This window comes from Sinomonas atrocyanea (assembly GCF_030811715.1).
Taxonomy (GTDB): domain Bacteria; phylum Actinomycetota; class Actinomycetes; order Actinomycetales; family Micrococcaceae; genus Sinomonas; species Sinomonas atrocyanea_A.
The window spans coordinates 116,637-135,967 of the sequence record NZ_JAUSRH010000012.1 but is presented as its reverse complement, the minus strand read 5'-3'; the positions used below and the strand labels follow the sequence as shown (position 1 = coordinate 135,967).

The 19,331-nt window shown below is 72.1% G+C and carries 21 protein-coding genes; 10 read left to right on the top strand and 11 right to left on the bottom strand.

What is annotated here, in order from left to right:
• Positions 1-158 precede the first annotated feature (158 nt).
• The 4 genes from J2W21_RS16455 to thiO form a co-directional block, all read right to left on the bottom strand.
• Positions 159-503 (bottom strand): 4a-hydroxytetrahydrobiopterin dehydratase, encoded by a 345-nt coding sequence (locus tag J2W21_RS16455; RefSeq protein WP_307115590.1) that lies wholly within the window; start codon positions 501-503, stop codon positions 159-161.
• A gap of 70 nt (positions 504-573) precedes the next feature.
• On the bottom strand, positions 574-1,386 hold the full coding sequence (locus tag J2W21_RS16450) for a thiazole synthase (protein WP_307115589.1): 813 nt from the start codon (positions 1,384-1,386) through the stop codon (positions 574-576).
• Between the two features lies 1 nt (position 1,387).
• Positions 1,388-1,636 carry a sulfur carrier protein ThiS gene (gene thiS / locus J2W21_RS16445; RefSeq protein ID WP_307115588.1) on the bottom strand — a complete coding sequence of 83 codons (249 nt, stop codon included), beginning with the start codon at positions 1,634-1,636 and terminating at the stop codon, positions 1,388-1,390.
• The gene (thiO, locus tag J2W21_RS16440) at positions 1,636-2,829 is read right to left on the bottom strand and encodes a glycine oxidase ThiO (protein WP_307115587.1); all 1,194 of its coding nucleotides are present in this window, start codon (positions 2,827-2,829) and stop codon (positions 1,636-1,638) included. The genes thiS and thiO overlap by 1 nt, the downstream gene beginning before the upstream one ends.
• A 118-nt stretch (positions 2,830-2,947) precedes the next feature.
• On the opposite strand from thiO, the gene thiE reads away from it, so the two are divergent.
• The 3 genes from thiE to J2W21_RS16425 are packed head-to-tail and all read left to right on the top strand — an operon-like array spanning position 2,948 to position 6,122.
• Positions 2,948-3,649, top strand: a complete 702-nt coding sequence (thiE, locus tag J2W21_RS16435) for a thiamine phosphate synthase (RefSeq protein WP_307115586.1) — start codon at positions 2,948-2,950, stop codon at positions 3,647-3,649.
• Positions 3,646-4,491 (top strand): prephenate dehydratase, encoded by an 846-nt coding sequence (locus J2W21_RS16430; protein ID WP_307115585.1) that lies wholly within the window; start codon positions 3,646-3,648, stop codon positions 4,489-4,491. Before thiE ends, J2W21_RS16430 begins: the two co-directional genes overlap by 4 nt.
• Before the next feature lie 20 nt (positions 4,492-4,511).
• Positions 4,512-6,122: an RNB domain-containing ribonuclease gene (locus J2W21_RS16425; RefSeq protein WP_307115584.1), complete on the top strand. Its 1,611-nt coding sequence runs from the start codon at positions 4,512-4,514 to the stop codon at positions 6,120-6,122.
• Between the two features lie 80 nt (positions 6,123-6,202).
• Here J2W21_RS16425 and J2W21_RS16420 read toward each other — a convergent pair whose 3' ends face one another.
• Complete coding sequence (locus tag J2W21_RS16420; protein WP_307115583.1) at positions 6,203-6,784, bottom strand: ABC transporter substrate-binding protein; 582 nt, start codon at positions 6,782-6,784, stop codon at positions 6,203-6,205.
• Positions 6,785-7,164: 380 nt separating this feature from the next.
• Between J2W21_RS16420 and J2W21_RS16415 the strand changes: the two genes are divergently transcribed.
• On the top strand, positions 7,165-8,976 hold the full coding sequence (locus J2W21_RS16415; RefSeq protein WP_307115582.1) for a DEAD/DEAH box helicase: 1,812 nt from the start codon (positions 7,165-7,167) through the stop codon (positions 8,974-8,976).
• Between the two features lie 5 nt (positions 8,977-8,981).
• Positions 8,982-9,863 carry a DNA-methyltransferase gene (locus J2W21_RS16410; protein ID WP_307115581.1) on the top strand — a complete coding sequence of 294 codons (882 nt, stop codon included), beginning with the start codon at positions 8,982-8,984 and terminating at the stop codon, positions 9,861-9,863.
• On the opposite strand, the gene J2W21_RS16405 is transcribed toward J2W21_RS16410, so the two are convergent.
• Positions 9,860-10,705 carry a PHP domain-containing protein gene (locus J2W21_RS16405; protein WP_307115580.1) on the bottom strand — a complete coding sequence of 282 codons (846 nt, stop codon included), beginning with the start codon at positions 10,703-10,705 and terminating at the stop codon, positions 9,860-9,862. The genes J2W21_RS16410 and J2W21_RS16405 overlap by 4 nt on opposite strands.
• 71 nt (positions 10,706-10,776) lie before the next feature.
• Here J2W21_RS16405 and J2W21_RS16400 point away from each other — a divergent pair, with 71 nt between their 5' ends.
• Positions 10,777-12,351: an aminopeptidase P family protein gene (locus J2W21_RS16400; protein WP_307115579.1), complete on the top strand. Its 1,575-nt coding sequence runs from the start codon at positions 10,777-10,779 to the stop codon at positions 12,349-12,351.
• A gap of 81 nt (positions 12,352-12,432) precedes the next feature.
• On the opposite strand, the gene J2W21_RS16395 is transcribed toward J2W21_RS16400, so the two are convergent.
• The gene (locus J2W21_RS16395; RefSeq protein ID WP_307115578.1) at positions 12,433-13,482 is read right to left on the bottom strand and encodes a general stress protein; all 1,050 of its coding nucleotides are present in this window, start codon (positions 13,480-13,482) and stop codon (positions 12,433-12,435) included.
• An 86-nt stretch (positions 13,483-13,568) separates the two neighbouring features.
• On the opposite strand from J2W21_RS16395, the gene J2W21_RS16390 reads away from it, so the two are divergent.
• Genes J2W21_RS16390 through J2W21_RS16380 form a run of 3 tightly spaced genes read left to right on the top strand, consistent with a single transcriptional unit; the run spans position 13,569 to position 16,556 of the window.
• Positions 13,569-14,846 (top strand): magnesium transporter MgtE N-terminal domain-containing protein, encoded by a 1,278-nt coding sequence (locus J2W21_RS16390; protein WP_307115577.1) that lies wholly within the window; start codon positions 13,569-13,571, stop codon positions 14,844-14,846.
• On the top strand, positions 14,839-15,441 hold the full coding sequence (locus tag J2W21_RS16385) for a DUF1003 domain-containing protein (RefSeq protein ID WP_307115576.1): 603 nt from the start codon (positions 14,839-14,841) through the stop codon (positions 15,439-15,441). Before J2W21_RS16390 ends, J2W21_RS16385 begins: the two co-directional genes overlap by 8 nt.
• A complete protein-coding gene (locus J2W21_RS16380) occupies positions 15,438-16,556 on the top strand; it encodes an Mrp/NBP35 family ATP-binding protein (protein WP_307115575.1) in 1,119 nt (372 codons plus the stop codon). Before J2W21_RS16385 ends, J2W21_RS16380 begins: the two co-directional genes overlap by 4 nt.
• A gap of 9 nt (positions 16,557-16,565) precedes the next feature.
• Here the strand turns inward: J2W21_RS16380 and J2W21_RS16375 are convergent, their stop codons facing one another.
• The 3 genes from J2W21_RS16375 to sigE are packed head-to-tail and all read right to left on the bottom strand — an operon-like array spanning position 16,566 to position 18,182.
• Positions 16,566-16,949: a twin-arginine translocase TatA/TatE family subunit gene (locus J2W21_RS16375; RefSeq protein WP_307115574.1), complete on the bottom strand. Its 384-nt coding sequence runs from the start codon at positions 16,947-16,949 to the stop codon at positions 16,566-16,568.
• Between the two features lie 57 nt (positions 16,950-17,006).
• Positions 17,007-17,516 (bottom strand): hypothetical protein, encoded by a 510-nt coding sequence (locus tag J2W21_RS16370; protein WP_307115573.1) that lies wholly within the window; start codon positions 17,514-17,516, stop codon positions 17,007-17,009.
• Between the two features lie 15 nt (positions 17,517-17,531).
• The gene (gene sigE, locus J2W21_RS16365) at positions 17,532-18,182 is read right to left on the bottom strand and encodes an RNA polymerase sigma factor SigE (protein ID WP_373423121.1); all 651 of its coding nucleotides are present in this window, start codon (positions 18,180-18,182) and stop codon (positions 17,532-17,534) included.
• Positions 18,183-18,358: 176 nt separating this feature from the next.
• Between sigE and J2W21_RS16360 the strand changes: the two genes are divergently transcribed.
• Complete coding sequence (locus J2W21_RS16360; protein WP_307115572.1) at positions 18,359-18,994, top strand: O-methyltransferase; 636 nt, start codon at positions 18,359-18,361, stop codon at positions 18,992-18,994.
• A gap of 74 nt (positions 18,995-19,068) precedes the next feature.
• On the opposite strand, the gene J2W21_RS16355 is transcribed toward J2W21_RS16360, so the two are convergent.
• Complete coding sequence (locus J2W21_RS16355) at positions 19,069-19,236, bottom strand: DUF3117 domain-containing protein (RefSeq protein WP_084249520.1); 168 nt, start codon at positions 19,234-19,236, stop codon at positions 19,069-19,071.
• Between the last annotated feature and the right edge of the window lie 95 nt (positions 19,237-19,331).

Genomic DNA, 19,331 nt, shown 5'->3' with positions numbered 1-19,331 from the left:
CTTGAACGCCTTCGAGATCGCCTTCGATGGTCGGCTCTCCATCGGCCGCCGCTAGCCAACAAACAACCCAGTTACACCGAAAGATTTACAGACCCTAGCGCGGACGCCACGCGGGAGGTTTCGCCGCCGCCGTTTTGACCGCGGAGGCTCCGGTACGCCTACGTGCCTGCGGGGTCCTGGGGGAGCCGTTCGGGCTGGGCTACGGCATCGAGGGCTGCTGCACGGAGGGTGCAACGGTGTGCCGCCTCGACATCGCGGGCGGTGACGGCCGAGCCCGCGTCGTGGCTGCTGAAGCGGAGGATGACGCGGTTGTAGCGCCAGTCCAGATCAGGGTGGTGGTTGAGCTCCTCGGCCACCTCGCCCACCGCCGCGATGAGCGCGAGCGCCGCCGCGGCGGTCGGCAGCTTGTACACGGTGGCCAGCGACCCGCCCACATGGCGCCAGTCGGCGAGGCGTCCCAGCTCGTCCTTGATCTGTTCCTCGGTCAGCGGCTCGTGTGCCATGGAAGTCAGGGTAGGCCGGGCCGGCTCGCGGCGGAACTGCTCACAGGAACTGCTGAGAGGAACCGGCGCGTCAGAGGAACTGTGCCCGCCCCTCCATCGGGCTCGAGGCGAGGGCATGCTCGCGCTTGGGGATGCGGCCGGCCTTCGAGGCGAGGCGTCCGGCCGCCACGGCGTGGCGGAAGGCCATGGCCATGCGGACAGGATCCTGCGCCCGGGTGACCGCGGTGGCCAGGAGCACGGCGTCGCACCCGAGCTCCATGGCCAGCGCGGCGTCGGAGGCCGTGCCGATGCCCGCGTCCAGGACCACCGGGACCCCGGCGCGGGCCACGATGAGCTCGATGTTGTGCGGATTCAGGATGCCCAGGCCCGTCCCGATCGGCGCACCGAGGGGCATCACGGCGACGGCGCCCAGCTGCTCGAGCCGGCGCGCCAGCACTGGATCGTCGTTCGTGTAGGCGAACACCTTGAAGCCCCGGCCCACGAGCTGCTCGGTCGCATCGGCGAGCTCGATCGGGTCGGGAAGGAGCGTGGTCTCGTCCGCGATGACCTCGAGCTTGACCCAGTCTGTCTCGAGCGCCTCGCGGGCGAGCTCGGCCGTGAGCACGGCGTCGCGCGCGGTGAAGCACCCGGCGGTGTTCGGCAGGACGCGGATTCCCCGCTCGAGGAGGAGCTGGAAGAGGGACCCCTGCTCGGCGGGCGAGTAGCGGCGCATCGCCACCGTGGTGAGCTGCGTGCCGGACGCCTCGAGCGCTTCCCCGAGCCCGTCTAGGCTCGGCGCCCCGCCGGTGCCCATGATGAGCCGCGACCCGAGCGGCACGCCGTCCACCACGAACGGGTCGTCGGCGAGCACAGTGCTCTCGTCCTCGATGTGTGCCTGCGTCATCTCAGCCTCCCTGCATCGCTGTGACGAGCTCGACGGCGTCGCCCGCCGCGAGCGCGGTGGTCGCCCAGCTTCCGCGGGGCACCACCTCTGAATTGAGCGCGACGGCGACGCCGAGGCGCCCGCCGTCGGCCGGCCTGCCGTTGTCCGCGAGCGCGCGCCCCGTCGTCGCGGACACGAGGGCCAGCACGGTGGACGGCTGCGGGAGTTCCCGCTGCTCGCCGTTGACGGTGATGCGGTCGGTCGCCTGCATCAGCTGCCTCCTCTCTCTGCCGCCGAGGCGGCCGGGATCCTCGCGGGCTGCGAGGCGAATCTGTCGGGCCGGAAGGCGTCCCACCGGGGGTCGGCGCGCCCTTCGAGCAGCTGGCGGCACACCTCGGCCGCGGCGGGCGTCAGGAGCACGCCGTGGCGGAAGAACCCGGTGGCCACGATGAGTCCGGGCACGTTGCCGACCCGCCCGAGCAGGGGCGCGTTGTCCGGCGTCCCCGGGCGCGCGCGGGCGGTGATCTCGGTCAGCTCGAGCTCGGCGACGGCCGGCACGAGGGCCTGGGCGTCGCGCAGCAGCTCGTAGACCCCTCCGGCGGAGACGGCGTCGGAGCCGTCCTCGCGCTGGGTCGCGCCGACCACCACGGTCCCGTCCTCGCGCGGGACCACGTAGACGGGGCGTCCGCGCACCAGCCCGCGGACGGTCGACGTGACGAGCGGCCGGAGAACCTCGGGCACCCGCAGGCGCAGGATGTCCCCGTAGACGGGCCGCAGCGGCAGGGCCACCGGGAGACCGCCGAGGTCGCGGGCGCCCAGCCCGTTGGCCACGATCGTCTCGGCAGCGCGCAGCTCGCGCCCGTCCTCGAGCACGACGCCGGCCACCCGCCCGCCGTCCCACGCGAGCGACGCCGCGCAGGCCGGCACGAGCGCGTCGTCGCCGAGGCGTCCGAGCAGGGCCGCGACGAGACGGCGGGGATCGACCTGGTGGTCGGCCTCGATCGTGAAGGCTCCTGCGATGCCGGGAGCCAGGAGCGGCTCGGCCTTCCGTGCCTCGCGGACGGTGAGCGACTGGACGGCGAGGCCGTGCGCCTCCTGGGCGGCCCGGAGGTCGGCGAACGCCTGGCGGTCGGCGGCGTCGGCCGCGAGGCACAGGGTCGGGGTCGTCAGGTAGCCGCAGTCGGGGCCCGCGGACGCGGCGAACGCCGGCCACCGCCGGGCGGAGTCGAGGGTGAGGGCGAGGAGGTCTTCCTCCTGGTAGTGGTACTCGCTGACCGCGGCGAGCATGCCCGCGGCCGCGTAGCTCGCGCCGCTGCCCGGCGCGGGGTCCACGACGGCGACGCGCCGGCCCGAGCGCGCGGCCTCCAAGGCGATGCCCAAGCCGACGACCCCGGCCCCGACGACGATGACGTCGGCGACGTCGCCCGGGTTCCGCGCCGTCGCGGGCGCGTCCGTGCTCTCCATGGTTCCTTCCCTCCGCCGGCATGACCCGGATCAGGTGCAGCGGTCGGCTCTGGCCCTCTCAGCCCTGGCGCAGTTCACACTGGCGGGCTCCCGCAGTACTGGGCACTAGTCTAGTTGCATGCTCCTCGCCGACGCCCAGCTGTACGTGTGCACCGATGCCCGCAGGGACCGCGGGGACTTCGAGTCCTTCCTCGACGCTGCCTTCTCCGGGGGCGTGGACATCGTCCAGCTCCGCGACAAGCAGATCGAAGCGGCCGAGGAGCTCGAGCTCCTCGAGGTCCTGCGCGGCGTTGCCGAGCGGCACGGGAAGCTGTGGGCCGTGAACGACAGGGCGGACATCGCCCTGCTCTCCGGAGCGCCCGTGTTCCATGTCGGCCAGAAGGATCTCCCCCTCCCGGCGATCCGCCGCGTCGTGGACCAGTCCGTGCTCGTGGGCCTCTCGACCAACTCCCCCGAGCTCGTCGACGCCGCGATAGCGCACGCGCAGAGCCCCGAAGCATCCGCCGCGGCGCGCCTCGACTACTTCTGCACCGGCCCCCTCTGGGCCACGCCGACCAAGCCGGGCCGGGCCGCCGTCGGCCTCGGCATCGTGGAGCATGCGGCGCGGCGCGCCCGCGAGGCGCTCGAGGCGGGCCTCTCGCCACTGCCGTGGTTCGCCATCGGCGGGATCGACCACGCGAACGTGGCCCAGGTGGTCGAGGCCGGGGCGAGCCGAGTCGTCGTCGTCCGCGCCATCACCGACGCGGACGACCCCGCCGACGCCGCCGCCCGCCTCCGCGCCGAGCTCCCCCAGCCTGCTCCCGCCGCACCGCGCCCATGACGACGGTCGCGTACCAGGGCGAGCCCGGCGCCAACTCGCACATGGCCGCCCTCGAGGCCTACCCGGGTGCCGCGACCCTCGCGTGCGCGACGTTCGAGGACGCCTTCGCGGCCGTGACCGGCGGCGAGGCGGACCTCGCGATGATCCCGATCGACAACACGGTCGCCGGACGGGTCGCGGACATCCACCTGCTCCTGCCCGACACTCCCCTGCAGATCGTCGGCGAGCACTTCCTGCGCATCCGCTTCAGCCTCCTCGGCGTCCCCGGCGCCACGATCGAGGGAGCGCGGGAGGTGCACTCCCACGTCCACGCCCTGGCGCAGTGCCGCGGATTCATCCGGGCGCACGGCCTCACCCCCGTCGTGGCCGGGGACACGGCAGGCTCGGCGCGCGAGGTCGCCGAGTGGGGGGACCCGGCCAAGCTGTCCATTGCCCCGCCGCTCGCGGCCGAGCGCTACGGGCTCAGTGTCCTGGCGAGCGACATCGAGGACCAGCAGCACAACACGACCCGCTTCGTGGTCCTCGCACCGCCGCGCGACTATCCGCAGGCCGACGGCTCCCAGTACGTGACGAGCTTCGTGTTCCGGGTCCGCAACATCCCGGCGGCCCTCTACAAGGCGCTCGGCGGGTTCGCGACCAACGGCGTCAACATGACCCGGCTCGAGAGCTACATGGTGGAGGGCAGGTTCGCCGCGACCATGTTCATGGTCGACGTCGAGGGCCACCCCGACGAGCCGGCGCTCGCCCGCGCGCTCGAGGAGCTCGATTTCTTCTCGACGCAGCTGCGCATCCTGGGCGTCTTCCCCGCGCACCCGAGGCGCTTCGGGGTCCGTGAAGGGTAGTCGGGACTAGGCTGGCGGCCATGGCGCACTACTCGCTGACCCCGAAGCCAGCCAGTCCCTCAGCCGGGGAGAAGGCAGAGGCCAGCGGCACCGTGCTCGCGGCGGCCTTCGCGGCCCTGCGGGAGGAGTTCAAGCTCGCGGACGCGTACCCCGCCGAGGCCCTCGCCGACGCGGAGGCGGCCATCGCCGCCCTCACCCTGCCCGCCGAGGACGCGACCGGGATCGAGTTCGTCACGATCGACCCGCCCACCTCCACGGATCTCGACCAGGCCGTCCATATCGAGCGCGACGGCCGCGGATACCGGGTGCGCTACGCGATCGCAGACGTCCCCGCATTCGTCCGTCCGGAGGGCCCGCTCGATGCCGAAACCCGCCGCAGGGGCCAGACCATCTACGCGGCGGACGCCAAGGTGCCGCTCCACCCCCGCGACATCTCGGACGACGCCGGCAGCCTCCTCGCGGACGAGGTCCGCGGCGCGTTCGTGTGGGACTTCAGCCTCGACGCGGACGGCGAGGTGGCCGGCGTCGGCCTCACCCGCGCCACCGTGCGCAGCCGGGCGAAGCTCAGCTACGCCGAGGTGCAGGAGCAGATCGACGCCGGGACCGCGGCCGAGTCGCTCCTGCTCCTGCGCGAGGTGGGCCTGAAGCGGGTCGAGCTCGAGCGCCGACGCGGGGGCGCGAGCCTGAACCTGCCGGAGCAGGAGATCGTCCCTGCCGAGGACGGCGGGTACCGGATCGACACGCGCGGGCCACGGCCGGTCGAGGACTGGAACGCCCAGATCTCCCTCATGACCGGCATGGCCGCCGCGAGCCTCATGATCGAGGGCCGGGTCGGGATCCTGCGCACCATGCCGGGCCCGGACGAGAAGTCGCTGCGGCACTTCCGCCGGCAGACGCAGGCGCTCGGTGCGCCGTGGGACGGCTCCGTCCCCTACGGCGAGTACCTGCGCACGCTCGATGCCGCCCAGCCCCGCCACCTCGCGATCCTGCACGCCGCCGCGGCGCTCTTCCGCGGCGCGGCCTACACCCCGTTCGACGGCGACGTGCCCGCCGAGCACCTCCAGGCCGCCATCGCGGCGCCCTATGCGCACACGACCGCCCCGCTGCGCCGGCTCGTGGACCGGTTCGTGCTCGTGCTCTGCGAGGCGCTCGCGAACGGACGGGATGTGCCCGAGTGGGTGCGGGCTGCCCTTCCACGGCTCCCGTCCCTCATGGCTGCCTCGGACCAGCTCGCGGCCCGGGTCGAGCGCGCCTCCCTCGACCTCGTCGAGGCGGCCCTGCTCGTCACCGCGGTGGGGCGGGAGTTCGACGCTGTCGTGGTCTCGGGCTCCAAGCCCGCCGCCGGGAGCCCGGCCCCCACGCGGAACGGCCGGCCGGACCAGCCCCTCGACCGGATCGCGAGCTCCCAGAACGGCACGGCAGTCCCCAACAACGGGCCGGGCAACGGGGCGAAGACCAGGCCGCTGAACGGGCAGGGGCCCCAGCAGGCACGGCCGTTCGGCACGGTCCAGCTCGCCGATCCGCCCGTGACGGCGAGGTGCGAGGGCGAGATGGAATCCGGGAGCACTGTGCGCGTGCGGCTCGTCCTCGCGGACGTGACGACGCGGAAGGTCCTGTTCGAGCTGGCCTGAAGACTGGCCTGGGCACAGGGAAGGGGCGGTGCCGCCCACGCGGCACCGCCCCTCGCGGTGTTCCTGCGGACCCGAAGGTCCTAAAGGCCGGACAGGAGGCCGTTGAGGATGTTCAGCACGCCCTGGAGGCCCGTGCCGTTGTCCAGCAGGCCGGCGACGCTGCAGAGCAGGTTCCCGAGCAGGTTGCCGGGGCCGTTCTGCGCGGTGATGTTCAGGTTGACCTGGTTGAGGTCCACGACGAGGCCCAGCAGGTTAAGGTGCAGCGGCCCCAACGTCAGGCTGAGGACGTTGCACGTTCCGCCCGTGGCAGCGTTGGTCACGGGGGCCGTGGCCGTGGTGCTCACGGGCGTGGTCGCGCCAGTGGTGGCATTCGTCAGCGTGCCCGTGACCAGACCTTGGGCCGCCAGCTGCCCATTCTGGTTCACGAACTGCGTCGGGGTGAAGGTACCCGTCAGGGTGCCGACGACGTTGCCGGCCGCGTCGGTGACCGTCTGCGTGATGAAGGACGTCGACGGCGTCTGGGCAGCTGCCGGCCGAGCGGCCGGGGCGGCCGCCACGGTCTGCGGCTGGGGACCCGCGGCCGTCGCGGGGCCCGCGACGGAGACGAGGAGTCCTCCGGCCATCGCGGCCGTGACGAGCGGGGCGAGAAGGCGTGTTCTCATGTCTTACAGCTCCTAGAAATCGGTGGAGTGGGTTGACGGTTGAATCACAGAAGCGTGAGTCGTGTCACTTCGGCTCACGCTTGGCCCGGTACCCGTCCGCCGAGGGCTCAACCCGAAGGGGCGATATCCGGCCCCCGTCGGGCCCCAATTCACGGATGGAACCTCGGGCGCGGTATCCTTGGACAGTTATTGGATGCCCGATCGTCCTGATGCGATCCTCTTTTCACCCGCCGGCCGGTGCCGGCACCTTGATAGCCCGCGATCGGCTTCCGCTGGATGGCCGGCGCGCGCTCCTGCTCCAGATGCCCCACGCAGTCATGGCTGTGGCGCTCTGTTGAGCGAGACCCGCTCGGGCCCCGATGGAGAGGGACCCTTTCCTTATGAACGAAGTCCACACGCATGAACTCCTGACCGACGACTCGGGAACCGAGACGATCGAGACCGAGGAGACCATCACCAACGACGCCCCCGTCCGCCAGGAGAGCCAGAAGACGTTCTCCGACTACGGCGTGGCCCCCGAGATCGCCCAGTCCCTCGCGGACGCCGGCATCCTCAACCCGTTCCCGATCCAGTCGATGACCCTCGGGGTGGCCCTCGGTGGCCACGACATCATCGGCCAGGCCAAGACCGGCACCGGCAAGACGCTCGGCTTCGGCATCCCCGCGCTCCAGCGCACGCTCCCGGTCGAGCACCCGGACTACGCCAAGCTGCCGGTCCCGGGCGCGCCGCAGGCCCTCGTCGTCGTCCCGACGCGCGAGCTGGCCGTCCAGGTGAGCAAGGACCTCCAGACCGCCAGCAAGCGCACCACGCTGCGGGTCGAGGTCATTTACGGCGGCCGCGCCTACGAGCCGCAGATCGAGGCCCTCCAGCGGGGCGTCGAGGTCGTGGTCGGCACCCCCGGCCGCCTCATCGACCTGCACCGCCAGCGCCACCTCAACCTCAAGAACGTCCGGATGATCGTCCTCGACGAGGCCGACGAGATGCTTGACCTCGGCTTCCTTCCGGATGTCGAGACGCTCATGGGCGCCGTCCCGGCGGTGCGCCAGACCCTCCTGTTCTCGGCGACCATGCCCGGCCCGGTCGTGGCCATGGCGCGGCGCTACATGACGCAGCCGACCCACATCCGCGCCTCGGACCCCAACGACGACTCGGTGACCAAGAAGGACATCCGCCAGGTCATCTACCGCGCGCACCACCTGGACAAGGACGAGGTCGTGGCGCGCATCCTGCAGGCCGAGGGCCGCGGCCGGACCATCATCTTCACGAAGACCAAGCGCACCGCCGCGAAGCTCTCCGAGGAGCTCATCGACCGCGGCTTCGCGGCCGCAGCGATCCACGGCGACCTCGGCCAGGGCGCCCGCGAGCAGGCCCTGCGGGCCTTCCGCCACGGCAAGGTGGACGTCCTCGTAGCCACCGACGTCGCGGCGCGCGGCATCGACGTCGAGGACGTCACGCACGTGATCAACTTCCAGTGCCCCGAGGACGAGAAGGCCTACCTCCACCGCGTGGGCCGCACCGGCCGCGCGGGCCACAAGGGCACCGCGGTGACGTTCGTCGACTGGGATGACGTCCCGCGCTGGACGCTCATCAACAAGGCCCTCGGTCTCGATGTGCCGGAGCCGGTGGAGACGTACTCGTCCTCGCCGCACCTCTACTCGGACCTGGACATCCCGACGGGCACCAAGGGCCGGCTCCCGCGCAACAAGCGCGTCCTCGAGGGCCTCGCAGCCGAGAAGCTCGAGGACCTGGGCGAGCCCGGCGGGAAGAAGCGCTCCCGCGGCGGCAAGGACCGGCACGAGGACGCCGAGGGCCGCGGCCGTCGTGGCGGCAAGGGCCGCAGCGGCGAGAAGGCCGAGACGGCCGCCGAGACCCCCGCGAACGGCGAGGCGGCCAGCGAGGGAGGCCGCCGCCGTCGTCGTCGCGGTGTGGCCGAGGGCGCGTCCGAGGCCGCCGGTGCCCGGACCGAAGGCCGCACTGAAGGTCGTACTGAAGGCCGCTCCGAAGGTCGTACCGAGGGCAGGAACACCAAGGCGGCGGAGTCGGCGCGCCCCCGCCGCGAGTCGGCCGCCCTGGCGGTACACCTCGCGGACTCGGCGGAGGGCGCATCGGTCGACCGCGGCGTCGCGGCAGCGCGCCGCCGCCGCACCCGCCGCCGCAACGGCGAGGTGGTCGCCCGCACCGAGGCCGAGTAGGCCTCGTGGCGGCTGCCGCCCCTCACGGGTCGTCCGGGGCCATCTGGTCCCCGGACGGCCCCGACCTCGTGGTCCACGGCGACAACGCCGCAGTGCTCCCCAGCCTGCCCGAGGGCTCCTTCACGATGGTCTACATCGACCCGCCCTTCAACACCGGCCGCTCGCAGAAGCGGCAGGAGCTGAGCATGGTGCGCAGCGCGTCCGGGGACCGCATCGGGTTCTCCGGCCAGCGCTACGAGACCATCAAGGGCGCGCTGCACCGCTACGACGACGCGTTCAGCGACTACTGGGCGTTCCTCGAGCCGCGGCTCGTCGAGGCGTGGCGGCTCCTCGCGCAGGACGGCACGCTGTACCTGCACCTCGACTACCGCGAGGCGCACTACGCCAAGGTCATGCTGGACGCGATCTTCGGCCGGGACTGCTTCCTCAACGAGATCATCTGGGCCTACGACTACGGCGCCCGGACCAAGCGCCGGTGGCCCACGAAGCACGACAACGTGCTCGTCTACGTCAAGGACCCGGCCCGCTACCACTTCGACGCCGCCGAGGTGGACCGCGAGCCGTACATGGCTCCGGGCCTCGTCACGCCGGAGAAGCGCGAGCTCGGCAAGCTGCCCACCGACGTGTGGTGGCACACGATCGTCTCTCCGACCGGCCGCGAGAAGACCGGCTACCCGACGCAGAAGCCCGAGGGGCTCGTGCGGCGCATGGTGGCGGCCTCGAGCCGCCCCGGGGACTGGGTCCTCGACTTCTTCGCGGGCTCGGGCACGCTCGGGGCGGTCGCACAGCGCCTGGGCCGGCGGTTCGTGTGCGTCGACGCGAACCCGCAGGCCGTCGAGGTCATGGCCGGACGCCTTCCCTCCGCGCGGGTCGTCGCCGTTCCCTAGCGCACGACGGCGGCGCCGCGCCCCTGGCGCTCGATCTCGCCCAGCGCCTCGGGCGTCGTCGTGAACTCGCCGAGCCGGTTGGGCTTGCCCGTGCCGTGGTAGTCGGACGATCCGGTGACGAAGAGGCCGTTCTCGGCCGCCAGATCGAGCAGGAACGGGCGGCGGTCCTCCGGGTTGTCGCGGTGGTAGACCTCGAGCCCGGCCAGGCCGGCGTCGATCATCGCCCGGTAGACGGGCTCGCCGACCGTGCGGCCCCGCGCCGACGCCACGGGGTGCGCGAACACCGGCACTCCCCCGGCGGCGCGGATGAGGGAGACGGCCAGCGCGGGCTCGGGCGCGTAGTGCTGCACGAAGTACCGCGAGCGCGAGGACAGGATCGTGGCGAACGCCTCGGTGCGGTCGCCGACCAGGCCCGCCGCGACGAGGGCGTCGGCGATGTGCGGCCGGCCCACCGTGGCCCCGGGAGCCAGGTGGCGCGTGACGTCGTCCCACGAGAGCGGATAGTCCTCGGCAAGCAGCGAGACCATGTGCTCGGCGCGGGAGAGCCGCGCATCACGGGCCTTGGTGACCTCCTCGAGGAGCCCGGGGTGCGCGGGGTCGTGCAGGTAGCTCAGGACGTGGACGCTGATGCCCTCGGGGGTGCGGCACGAGACCTCCATGCCCGGCACGAGCGCCACCCCGAGGCGCCGGGCCGCCGCGCCCGCGTCCTCCCAGCCCGACGTGGAGTCGTGGTCGGTGATCGCGAGGACGTCGATGCCCGCCTCGGCGGCCGCTCCCACGAGCTCCGCGGGGGTCTCGGTGCCGTCGGACACCGTCGAGTGGGCGTGCAGATCGATCCTCACGCCCCCACGATAGCCCGGGGCGGCGGGTGGGGGCCTCTGGACAACGCGCACCCCAGTGGAAGAATGAAGAAGTGAGTGTTTCAGATCCCGCAGTTCCAGATCCCAACGGCCAGCCGCAGGCGCAGCCGATCGACGACCGGGTGAACAACCGGTCCCAGCGGCCCACTTCCGAGGCATTCAAGGCGTTCATGGCGTCCGGCTGGGCGCCGTCCGAGGGCTCCCTGCCCGGCAGGGACGCCGTCGCCGAGCATGCGGCCCGACGCCGTCGCGCCATCTCCGACCGGTTCCCCGGCGAGCGGCTCGTCATCCCGGCAGGCCCGCTCAAGGTCCGCTCGAACGACACCGACTACCGCTTCCGCCCCCACTCCGCCTTCGCGCACCTGACCGGCCTGGGCGTCGACCACGAGCCCGACGCCGTGCTCATCCTCGAACCAGTCGACGAGGGCACGGGCGACGACGGCGGTCACCACAGTGCCACGCTGTACTTCCGCCCGCTCGCCGGACGGGACACCGAGCAGTTCTATGCCGACGCCCGTTCCGGCGAGTTCTGGATCGGCGCGCGCCCCACGCTCGCCGAGCTCGAGGCCCGCCTGGGCATCGCCACCGCGCACCTCGACGGCCTCGAGGCCGCGCTCACCAAGGGCGTGGGCGCCCCGGAGATCGGGGGCATCTCGGTGCGCCTGGTCCGCAAGGTGCACGAGGACATCGACGCCCTCGTCGACACTGCGCGCTACAACACCGCCAAGGATCCCGAGTCGCTGGACCTGTCCGTGTTGGACGCCCTCGACGACCAGCTGACCGAGGCACTGTCCGAGCTGCGCCTGGCCAAGGACGAGTGGGAGGTGGCCCAGATGCGCGAGGCCGTGGCCGCGACCGCGGCCGGCTTCGAGGAGATCATCCGGGCCCTGCCCCGCGCGCTGGCCCACCGCCGCGGCGAGCGGGTGGTCGAGGGAGCGTTCTTCGCGAAGGCCCGCGAGGAGGGCAACGACCTCGGCTACGAGACGATCGCCGCGTCGGGCAACAACGCCACCGTGCTGCACTGGATCCGCAACAACGGCCCGGTGCGCGAGGGCGAGCTGCTCCTGGTCGATGCCGGCGTGGAGGCCGAGTCGCTCTACACCGCAGACGTGACCCGCACCCTGCCGGTGAGCGGGACATTCTCGGAGGTCCAGCGCCGGGTGTACCAGGCGGTCCTCGACGCCGCGGACGCCGCGTTCGCCGCCGCGCGTCCGGGGGTGAAGTTCCGCCAGATCCATGCCGCCGCGATGGAGGTCCTCGCCGCGCGCCTCGAAGAGTGGGGCATCCTCCCCGTCTCGGCACAGGAGGCGCTCTCGGACGCCGGGCAGCAGCACCGCCGGTGGATGCCGCACGGCACGAGCCACCACCTCGGCCTCGACGTGCACGACTGCGCACAGGCGCGCCGCGAGCTCTACCTCGACGGCGAGCTGGCTCCGGGCATGGTGTTCACGATCGAGCCGGGCCTCTACTTCAAGGCCGAGGACCTCGCGATCCCGGCCGAGTACCGCGGGATCGGCGTGCGCATCGAGGACGACGTCCTCATGACCGCCGGTGGCCCGGTGAACCTCAGCGAGGCCCTGCCGCGCACGCCAGATGACGTCGAAGCCTGGATGGCCTCGCTGCTCTGACCTGACCCGTGCATGCGCAGGGGCGCCGGCCGGTTCATCACCCGGCCGGCGCCCCTGTCGGTGCGCGGTGTGTGCGGCGAGCTACGCGCCCCGGTGGGAGTCGTCGTCGTGCCTCGGCTGGCCCTCGCCGCGATGCTCCGTGGCGGCATCCTCGCCCCGGGCCTCCTCGTGGACTTCCTGCTCACCGCGGGCTTCCTGCTGCCCCGCGTCGTTGGCGGGGACGCTGCCCTGGTGCTGCTGGGCGTGCTCCGGCTCGACGCGGATGCCGTACTGCGGCCGGCCATCGGGCAGGTCGTGGTAACCCGGACGGGGCTCGGGGGCCGGCTGCGGGGCCTGCTGGACCTCGGGCTGCCCCTGCTGGCCCTCGGTCTGGCCTGCGTGCACCCCGTACGGGTCGGTCCAGCCGGTGGGGCGCTTCGGCTCCTCCTGCTGCGGGGGCTGCCACTGCTGGCCGTACCCCTGGTCGCCGTGTCCCTGCTGGCCGTACCCCTGCTGGCCGTACCCCTGCTGGCCGTGGCCGCCCTGGCCCCAGTCCTGCCCATGCTGGCCGTAGCCGCCCTGGTTGTACCCGCCGCCCTGGCCGTACCCGCCGCCTTGGCCGTATCCGCCGGTCTGGCCCCAGCCGCCGTGGGCCATGCCCTGCCCCATGGGCAGCTGGGCGAGGAGCCGCCGCGCCTCGTGGGCAACCTCATGGCCCACCACGACGTCGTAGTTGCTCGCAATGACCTGGCTCGTGGACGTGAAGTCGCGCTTGCCGCGCTGCATCGCATAGGTCACGATCCCGAAGAGCATGAAGAACGCGGCGCCCATCAGCACGGACGTGATGATCGAGAAGTAGCTGCCGTTCGGGGTGAAGAAGGAGAGCAGCACCCCCACGAAGAGGCCGAACCACATGCCGCTGAGCGCGCCGTTGAGGGCGACCCGCGGGTAGGACAGGCGCCCCGTCACCCGCTCGACGAGCTTGAGCTCGTTGCCGACGATGGCGACGAGCTCGACCGGGAACTGCTGGTCGGCGAGGTAGTCCACCGCCTTCTGCGCATCCAGATAGGAGGTGTAGGAACCGACGGTTTCGCCCTGCGGGAGCGCGCGGGCCTCGTCAGTGGGCTTGGCGGAACCGAACATGTTGGACATGTCCCTATTCTTACCCGTCTTCCTCCACGCCGTGCCGCTTTCCGCTCAGAGTGAGCGGTGAGATTGCTCTGGAGTAGATTAGACAGGTGAGTTGGACCCCCACGCGTATCTTCGTCGCCAGGCTGCTCGGCCTCGACGTCTTCGACCCTGCAGGAGACAGGGTCGGGCGGCTGCGCGACGTCGTCGTCATCCCCCGCGGCGGGCGTCCCCCGCAGGCGGTGGGCATCGTCGTCGAGGTGCCGGGCAAGCGGCGGGTGTTCGTCCCGATGACCCGGGTGACGAGCATGGACCAGTCCCAGATCATCACGACCGGCCTCATCAACCTCCGCCGGTTCGAGCAGCGCGGAGCCGAGCAGCTCGTGCTGGGCGACATGTTCGACCGCCACGTGGTCCTCGTCGAGGACGGGAGCCAGGCGGCCATCGAGGACCTCGCGATGGACCAGCAGCGCAACGGCGACTGGCTCGTGAGCAAGCTCTTCGTCCGCCGCCTCATCTCCGGCCGCGGGCTCAGGAGCCTGCGGCGCGGCGAGACGATCCTCGTCGACTGGGAGGACACGCGCCACGCGGCCGGGCAGACTCGCGGCGCCACCCAGTTCCTGGCCACGCACGAGGACCTCAAGCCGGCGGACTTCGCCGATGCGATGCAGGAGATGAGCGACCAGCGCAGGTTCGAGGTCGTCTCGGAGCTCCAGGACGAGCGCCTCGCCGACGTGCTCCAGGAGCTCCCCGAGGACGACCAGGTGGAGATCCTCTCGGCCCTCGACGTCGAGCGCGCCGCCGACGTGCTCGAGGAGATGGACCCGGACGACGCCGCCGACCTCCTCGCCGACCTCCCCGCCGAGAAGGCCGAGGAGCTGCTCCAGCTGATGGAGCCGGAGGAGGCCGAGGATGTGCGCCGCCTCCTGCAGTACGACGAGGGCACCGCCGGCTCAGTCATGACCCCCGTCCCGGTCATCCTGCCGCCCGAGGCCACGGTCGCCGAGGCCTTGGCCCACGTGCGGCGCGAGGAGCTGAGCCCGGCCCTCGCCTCTGCCATCTTCATCTGCCGCCCTCCGCTCGAGACCCCCACGGGCCGCTACCTCGGCACGGTCCACATCCAGCAGCTCCTGCGCAGCGCTCCGCCGGAGCAGCTCGGGTCGATCGTGGACAAGGATCTCGAGCCGATGAAGGACCTCGACTCGATCAGCGATGTGGCGCGCACGATGGCCCAGTACAACCTCAATTCGATTGCCGTCGTCAACGCGGACGGCCGTCTCGTGGGAGCGGTGACCGTCGACGACCTCCTCGATCACCTCCTGCCCGACGACTGGCGCGTGCACGAGGACGGCGAGCCTGTGAAGAAGTTCGGAGGACGCTTTGGCTGAGCCCCGCAAGCTGCCCGGTCTGGACACCCCCCTCGAGCAGCGAAGCAGGCTCCTCCCCCGCCTCAGTCCCGACCCGGATGCATTCGGCCGCTTCGCCGAGAGCTTCGCCCGCTACATGGGCACGCCGCGCTTCCTCCTCTACATGACGCTGTTCTGTGTCGTGTGGCTGGGCTGGAACACCTTCGCCCCAGAGTCGATGCAGTTCGACCCGCGGTCGCTGAACTACACGCTGCTCACCCTCCTGCTCTCGCTGCAGGCCTCGTACGCCGCCCCGCTCATCCTCCTGGCCCAGAACCGGCAGGACGACCGGGACCGCGTCCAGATCGAGCAGGACCGCTCGCGCAACGAGCGCAGCCTCGCCGACACCGAGTACCTCACCCGAGAACTCGCCTCGCTGCGTCTGGCCCTGCGCGAGGTGGCGACCCGCGACTTCGTGCGCGGCGAGCTGCGCTCCCTCCTCGAGGACCTGTCCTCCGAGCAGGAGGAGCCAGACCCGGAGGAGCGGTCCGAGGCCAAGCCGCGCAGGGACCGCCGGCAGCGCAGCCTCCGCACGCAGCAGCTCCCCCGCGTCCGCGAGAGCGGGGTCGCCGAGTGAGCGCCGTGTCCGACGAGGCCGTCCGCGCGGCCCTGCACGGCGTCCTCGACCCCGAGCTGCGCCGGCCCATCGACGAGCTCGGCATGCTGCGGTCCGTGACGGTCGACGGCGGCCGGGTCACCGTGGGCGTGCTCCTCACCATCGCCGGCTGCCCGCTGCGGGACACGATCGAGAAGGACGTGGCGGCCGCGCTCCGCGGGGTCCCCGGCGTGGAGGAGGCCGTGGTCGAGCTCGACGTCATGACGCCCGAGCAGCGCCGGGAGCTCAAGGAGCGGCTCCGCCCCGGCCGGGGCATCCCCTTCAGCCGGCCCGACTCGCTGACCAAGGTCTTCGCGGTCGCCAGCGGCAAGGGCGGCGTCGGCAAGTCGTCGGTCACCGTGAACCTCGCGTGCGAGCTGGCCGCCCGCGGGCTGCGGGTCGGGATCGTCGACGCGGACGTGCACGGCTTCTCCGTGCCCGGCCTGCTGGGGGTCACCGGAAGGCCGACCCAGGTGGACGACATGATCCTGCCGCCGATCGCCCACGGGGTGAAGGTGATCTCCATCGGCATGTTCGTCGAGGGCAACCAGCCCGTCGCGTGGCGGGGCCCCATGCTGCACCGGGCACTCGAGCAGTTCCTCGGCGACGTCTACTTCGGGGACCTCGACGTCCTCTTCCTCGACCTGCCCCCCGGCACCGGAGACGTGGCCATCTCCGTCTCCCAGCTGCTGCCGAACGCCGAGCTGCTCGTCGTGACGACGCCGCAGGCCGCTGCCGCCGAAGTCGCCGAACGGGCGGGAACGGTGTCAGCGCAGACCGGGCAGAAGGTCGTGGGCGTGATCGAGAACATGTCCGGCCTCACGCTCCCGGACGGGACCGTGATGGACGTCTTCGGCTCGGGCGGGGGGCAGCGCGTCGCCGAGCGGCTCACTGCCGCGCTCGGTGCCTCGGTCGGCCTGCTGGGCCAGGTGCCCCTGGACGTCGGGCTGCGCGCGGGAGGCGATGCCGGCACGCCGATTGTGCTCGGCGATCCGGGATCCCCGGCGGCCGTGGCGCTGCGTGCCGTCGCGGACCGGCTCGCCGCCGTCCCCCGGAACCTGGCCGGGCGCCGTCTGGGCGTCACCCCCGCCGTCTGAGGGCTCCGATCAGGTCGCCTCGGAGTCGAACGGGGCGTTCTCCCCTGCCGCCAGGCGCTCGACGAGCGGTGCGGGAATGCTGGCGGCGGTGGCGGCAGCGGCCACGGCTGGGGCCTGCGCCGGCGGCGCGCTGGGAGCGTCATCGTCCAGCAGTGCGTCCCGGATGATCTTGCGGGGGTCGTACTGGCGGGGGTCGTACTTGCGCCAGTCCACCTCGCTGAGGTCGACCCCGGTCTCCTCCTTGAGCTGCTCCTTCGCCCCGGCAGCCATGCGGCGCAGCTCCTTGACGATATTCGCGAGCTTCTGGGTGTATTCGGGGAGCCGCTTGGGGCCGATCACGAGGACGCCGATGACCAGCAGGATGAGGAACTCCGGGCCGTTGATTCCGAACACGCGTGCAACACTACCTTCTGCCCGAGCGGGCCTGCGATTCCAGCGCGGAGCGCTCCATCAGGGGCGGCCCGAGGCACCGACGACCACCAGGAGCCCCCGCCCCAGCCGGTTGAGGGGGTCGTCCGAGTGGGCCGCGGTCTGGGCCGAAGTACCGGGTGCGGGGCGGACCGCCGGGCCGGTGCCGGGCGATGTCCGGACGAACGCCGCGGCCCCGTTGCCGGCCGTCCCCTGGGGGCCGGGGTCGCCCGCCACGGCGTAGGCCGTCACGGCGAGCGCCGCGGCGCAGGCAGCCGCGCCGGCCAGGGCTGTGAGGCCGAGCCGCACGGCGCAGCGGGCCCGGGACCGCGGAGGGGTCCTCTCAGCGAGCTCGGCCTGCGCGGCGAGGTACCGCGTCCGCTCGAGCAGGCGCTCCTGCAGTGCATCGCTCGCGCTCGGCACGCGCACCTGGCGCAGGGACGCCAGGTAGCGGCGCTCCGTCTCGAGCCGTCCCCGGCACTCCGGACAGCCCCGGATGTGGTCTCCGGACGCGGGGTGGTCATCGGGGAGCAGGCTGCTCCAGCGTGGCATGCCCATCCAGCCGCCTCAGCGCGTGCCGCGGGCCACGCGCGGAAGTGCGAGGCGCTTCTTGGCCGCACCCCGACGGGGGTCTCGGTGCGCCAGCTTCTCGCGCAGGAGGGTCCTGCCGCGGTGGATCCGGCTGCGGACGGTGCCGAGCTTCACGCCCAGGGCATCCGCCACCTCGTCGTACGAGAGGCCCTCGAGGTCGCAGAGCACCACGGCGGCGCGGAAGTCCGGCGGGAGCTCCTCGAGGGCGGCCTGGACGTCGAGGTCCAGATTGTTCATCTCGTAGCTGCGCTCGGGGCCGGGCTCACGTCCCGGCAGACGCGACTCGGCATCCTCGGCGAGGGCATCGAAGCGGATGCGGCCCTTGCGGCGGGCCTGGTCGAGGAAGAGGTTCGTGGTGATCCGGTGCAGCCAGCCGTCGAGTGTCCCCGGCTTGAAGTTCTCCAGGGAACGGAACACCCGCACGAAGACCTCCTGCGTGAGGTCCTCGGCGTCATGCTGGTTGCCGGTGAGGCGGTAGGCGAGCCGGTACACCTTCGCGGAGTGCTGGGAGACCACCTCTTCCCACGTCGGTGGGACCCAGGGCTGGCCGTCTGGGATCCGGCCGTCCGGGGACTGGCCGTCAGGCGCCTGGGGGGTCTGGGTGGCCGCAGCCGATCCAGCTGACACGTCCACACACCTGCCTTCGCTCCGTTGGTGATCGGAAACCCCATTGTTCCAGTGCAGGCTGGGAGTTCGCTCGGGGTTCCGCCGCCAGCGTACAGGCTCCCGGGGCGATAGGCTTGACCAGCTCCCCCACCCCCGCGGAACTCCCCGCGTGAAGCGAAACTGAGGCGAAAGCAGGCATGACCTCCGACAAGTCCACCAGCTGGTCCTACACCGAGGCGTTCGCGTCCGAGGACATCGTGATGGACCGGGCCCGGGAGCGCTCCTACGAACTGGGTGTGACGGCGGTGAGCGCCGGCGTCGGCGCGGTGCTGACGGTGCTCGCCGCATCGTCGAAGGCGCACGCCGCAGTGGAGGTCGGCTCGGGCGCCGGAGTCTCGGGGCTGTGCATCCTCCGGGGCCTGGCGTCCCATGCCGTGTTCACGACGATCGACAGGGATGTGGAGCATCTCAAGGCCGCCCGCGAGGCCTTCGCGGAGGCGGGCCTGCTCACGAGCCGGGTGCGCACCATTCCCGGCAGGGCCGCCGCGGTCCTCCCCCGGCTCACCGACGGGGCCTACGATCTCGTGTTCATCGACGCGGACAAGCCCAATGCGCTCCTCTACGCGGAGCAGGGGATCCGGCTCCTGCGCCCCGGCGGGCTTCTCGTCGTCAACGACGCCCTCGACCGCGACCGCGTCTCCAATCCAGCCCACCGAGAGCCGACCACGGTGCGGCTGCGCGAGCTGCACCGCGCCCTCCGCTCGGACGAGCGGCTGACCGCCGCAATCCTGCCCACGGGCGACGGGCTCATCGTGGCGGCGCGCCGGGCATGACAGAGGGCCGGGCATGACAAAGGGCCGGCCCCCTGGGACCGGCCCTTTGAACGCGCGTGGTAAGTCGGGCGGCGCTACTGGGTGACGCCGACGAGGCACTCCCGCAGCTCCGCGGCCTCATCGGCGTTGAGCTCGACGACCAGCCGACCGCCGCCCTCGAGGGGCACCCGCATGATCAGGCTCCGGCCCTCCTTGGTGACCTCCATCGGCCCGTCCCCGGTACGCGGTTTCATGGCTGCCATGTGCTCTTCCCCTCCAGTCGGTCATCCGCACGATGTGCTGCTGACAACATTACCAGCCGGCATACCTCGTGCCCGGGAGCAACCGGAACGGGCGT

What these genes read in the sequence shown, in the direction of transcription:
- J2W21_RS16455 (WP_307115590.1), bottom strand. Translation starts at nt 503, where the DNA reads ATGGCACACGAGCCGCTGACCGAGGAACAGATCAAGGACGAGCTGGGA.
- J2W21_RS16450 (WP_307115589.1), bottom strand. Translation starts at nt 1,386, where the DNA reads ATGACGCAGGCACACATCGAGGACGAGAGCACTGTGCTCGCCGACGAC.
- thiS (WP_307115588.1), bottom strand. Translation starts at nt 1,636, where the DNA reads ATGCAGGCGACCGACCGCATCACCGTCAACGGCGAGCAGCGGGAACTC.
- thiO (WP_307115587.1), bottom strand. Translation starts at nt 2,829, where the DNA reads ATGGAGAGCACGGACGCGCCCGCGACGGCGCGGAACCCGGGCGACGTC.
- thiE (WP_307115586.1), top strand. Translation starts at nt 2,948, where the DNA reads ATGCTCCTCGCCGACGCCCAGCTGTACGTGTGCACCGATGCCCGCAGG.
- J2W21_RS16430 (WP_307115585.1), top strand. Translation starts at nt 3,646, where the DNA reads ATGACGACGGTCGCGTACCAGGGCGAGCCCGGCGCCAACTCGCACATG.
- J2W21_RS16425 (WP_307115584.1), top strand. Translation starts at nt 4,512, where the DNA reads ATGGCGCACTACTCGCTGACCCCGAAGCCAGCCAGTCCCTCAGCCGGG.
- J2W21_RS16420 (WP_307115583.1), bottom strand. Translation starts at nt 6,784, where the DNA reads ATGAGAACACGCCTTCTCGCCCCGCTCGTCACGGCCGCGATGGCCGGA.
- J2W21_RS16415 (WP_307115582.1), top strand. Translation starts at nt 7,165, where the DNA reads ATGAACGAAGTCCACACGCATGAACTCCTGACCGACGACTCGGGAACC.
- J2W21_RS16395 (WP_307115578.1), bottom strand. Translation starts at nt 13,482, where the DNA reads ATGTCCAACATGTTCGGTTCCGCCAAGCCCACTGACGAGGCCCGCGCG.
- J2W21_RS16370 (WP_307115573.1), bottom strand. Translation starts at nt 17,516, where the DNA reads ATGCCACGCTGGAGCAGCCTGCTCCCCGATGACCACCCCGCGTCCGGA.
- J2W21_RS16360 (WP_307115572.1), top strand. Translation starts at nt 18,359, where the DNA reads ATGACCTCCGACAAGTCCACCAGCTGGTCCTACACCGAGGCGTTCGCG.
- J2W21_RS16355 (WP_084249520.1), bottom strand. Translation starts at nt 19,236, where the DNA reads ATGGCAGCCATGAAACCGCGTACCGGGGACGGGCCGATGGAGGTCACC.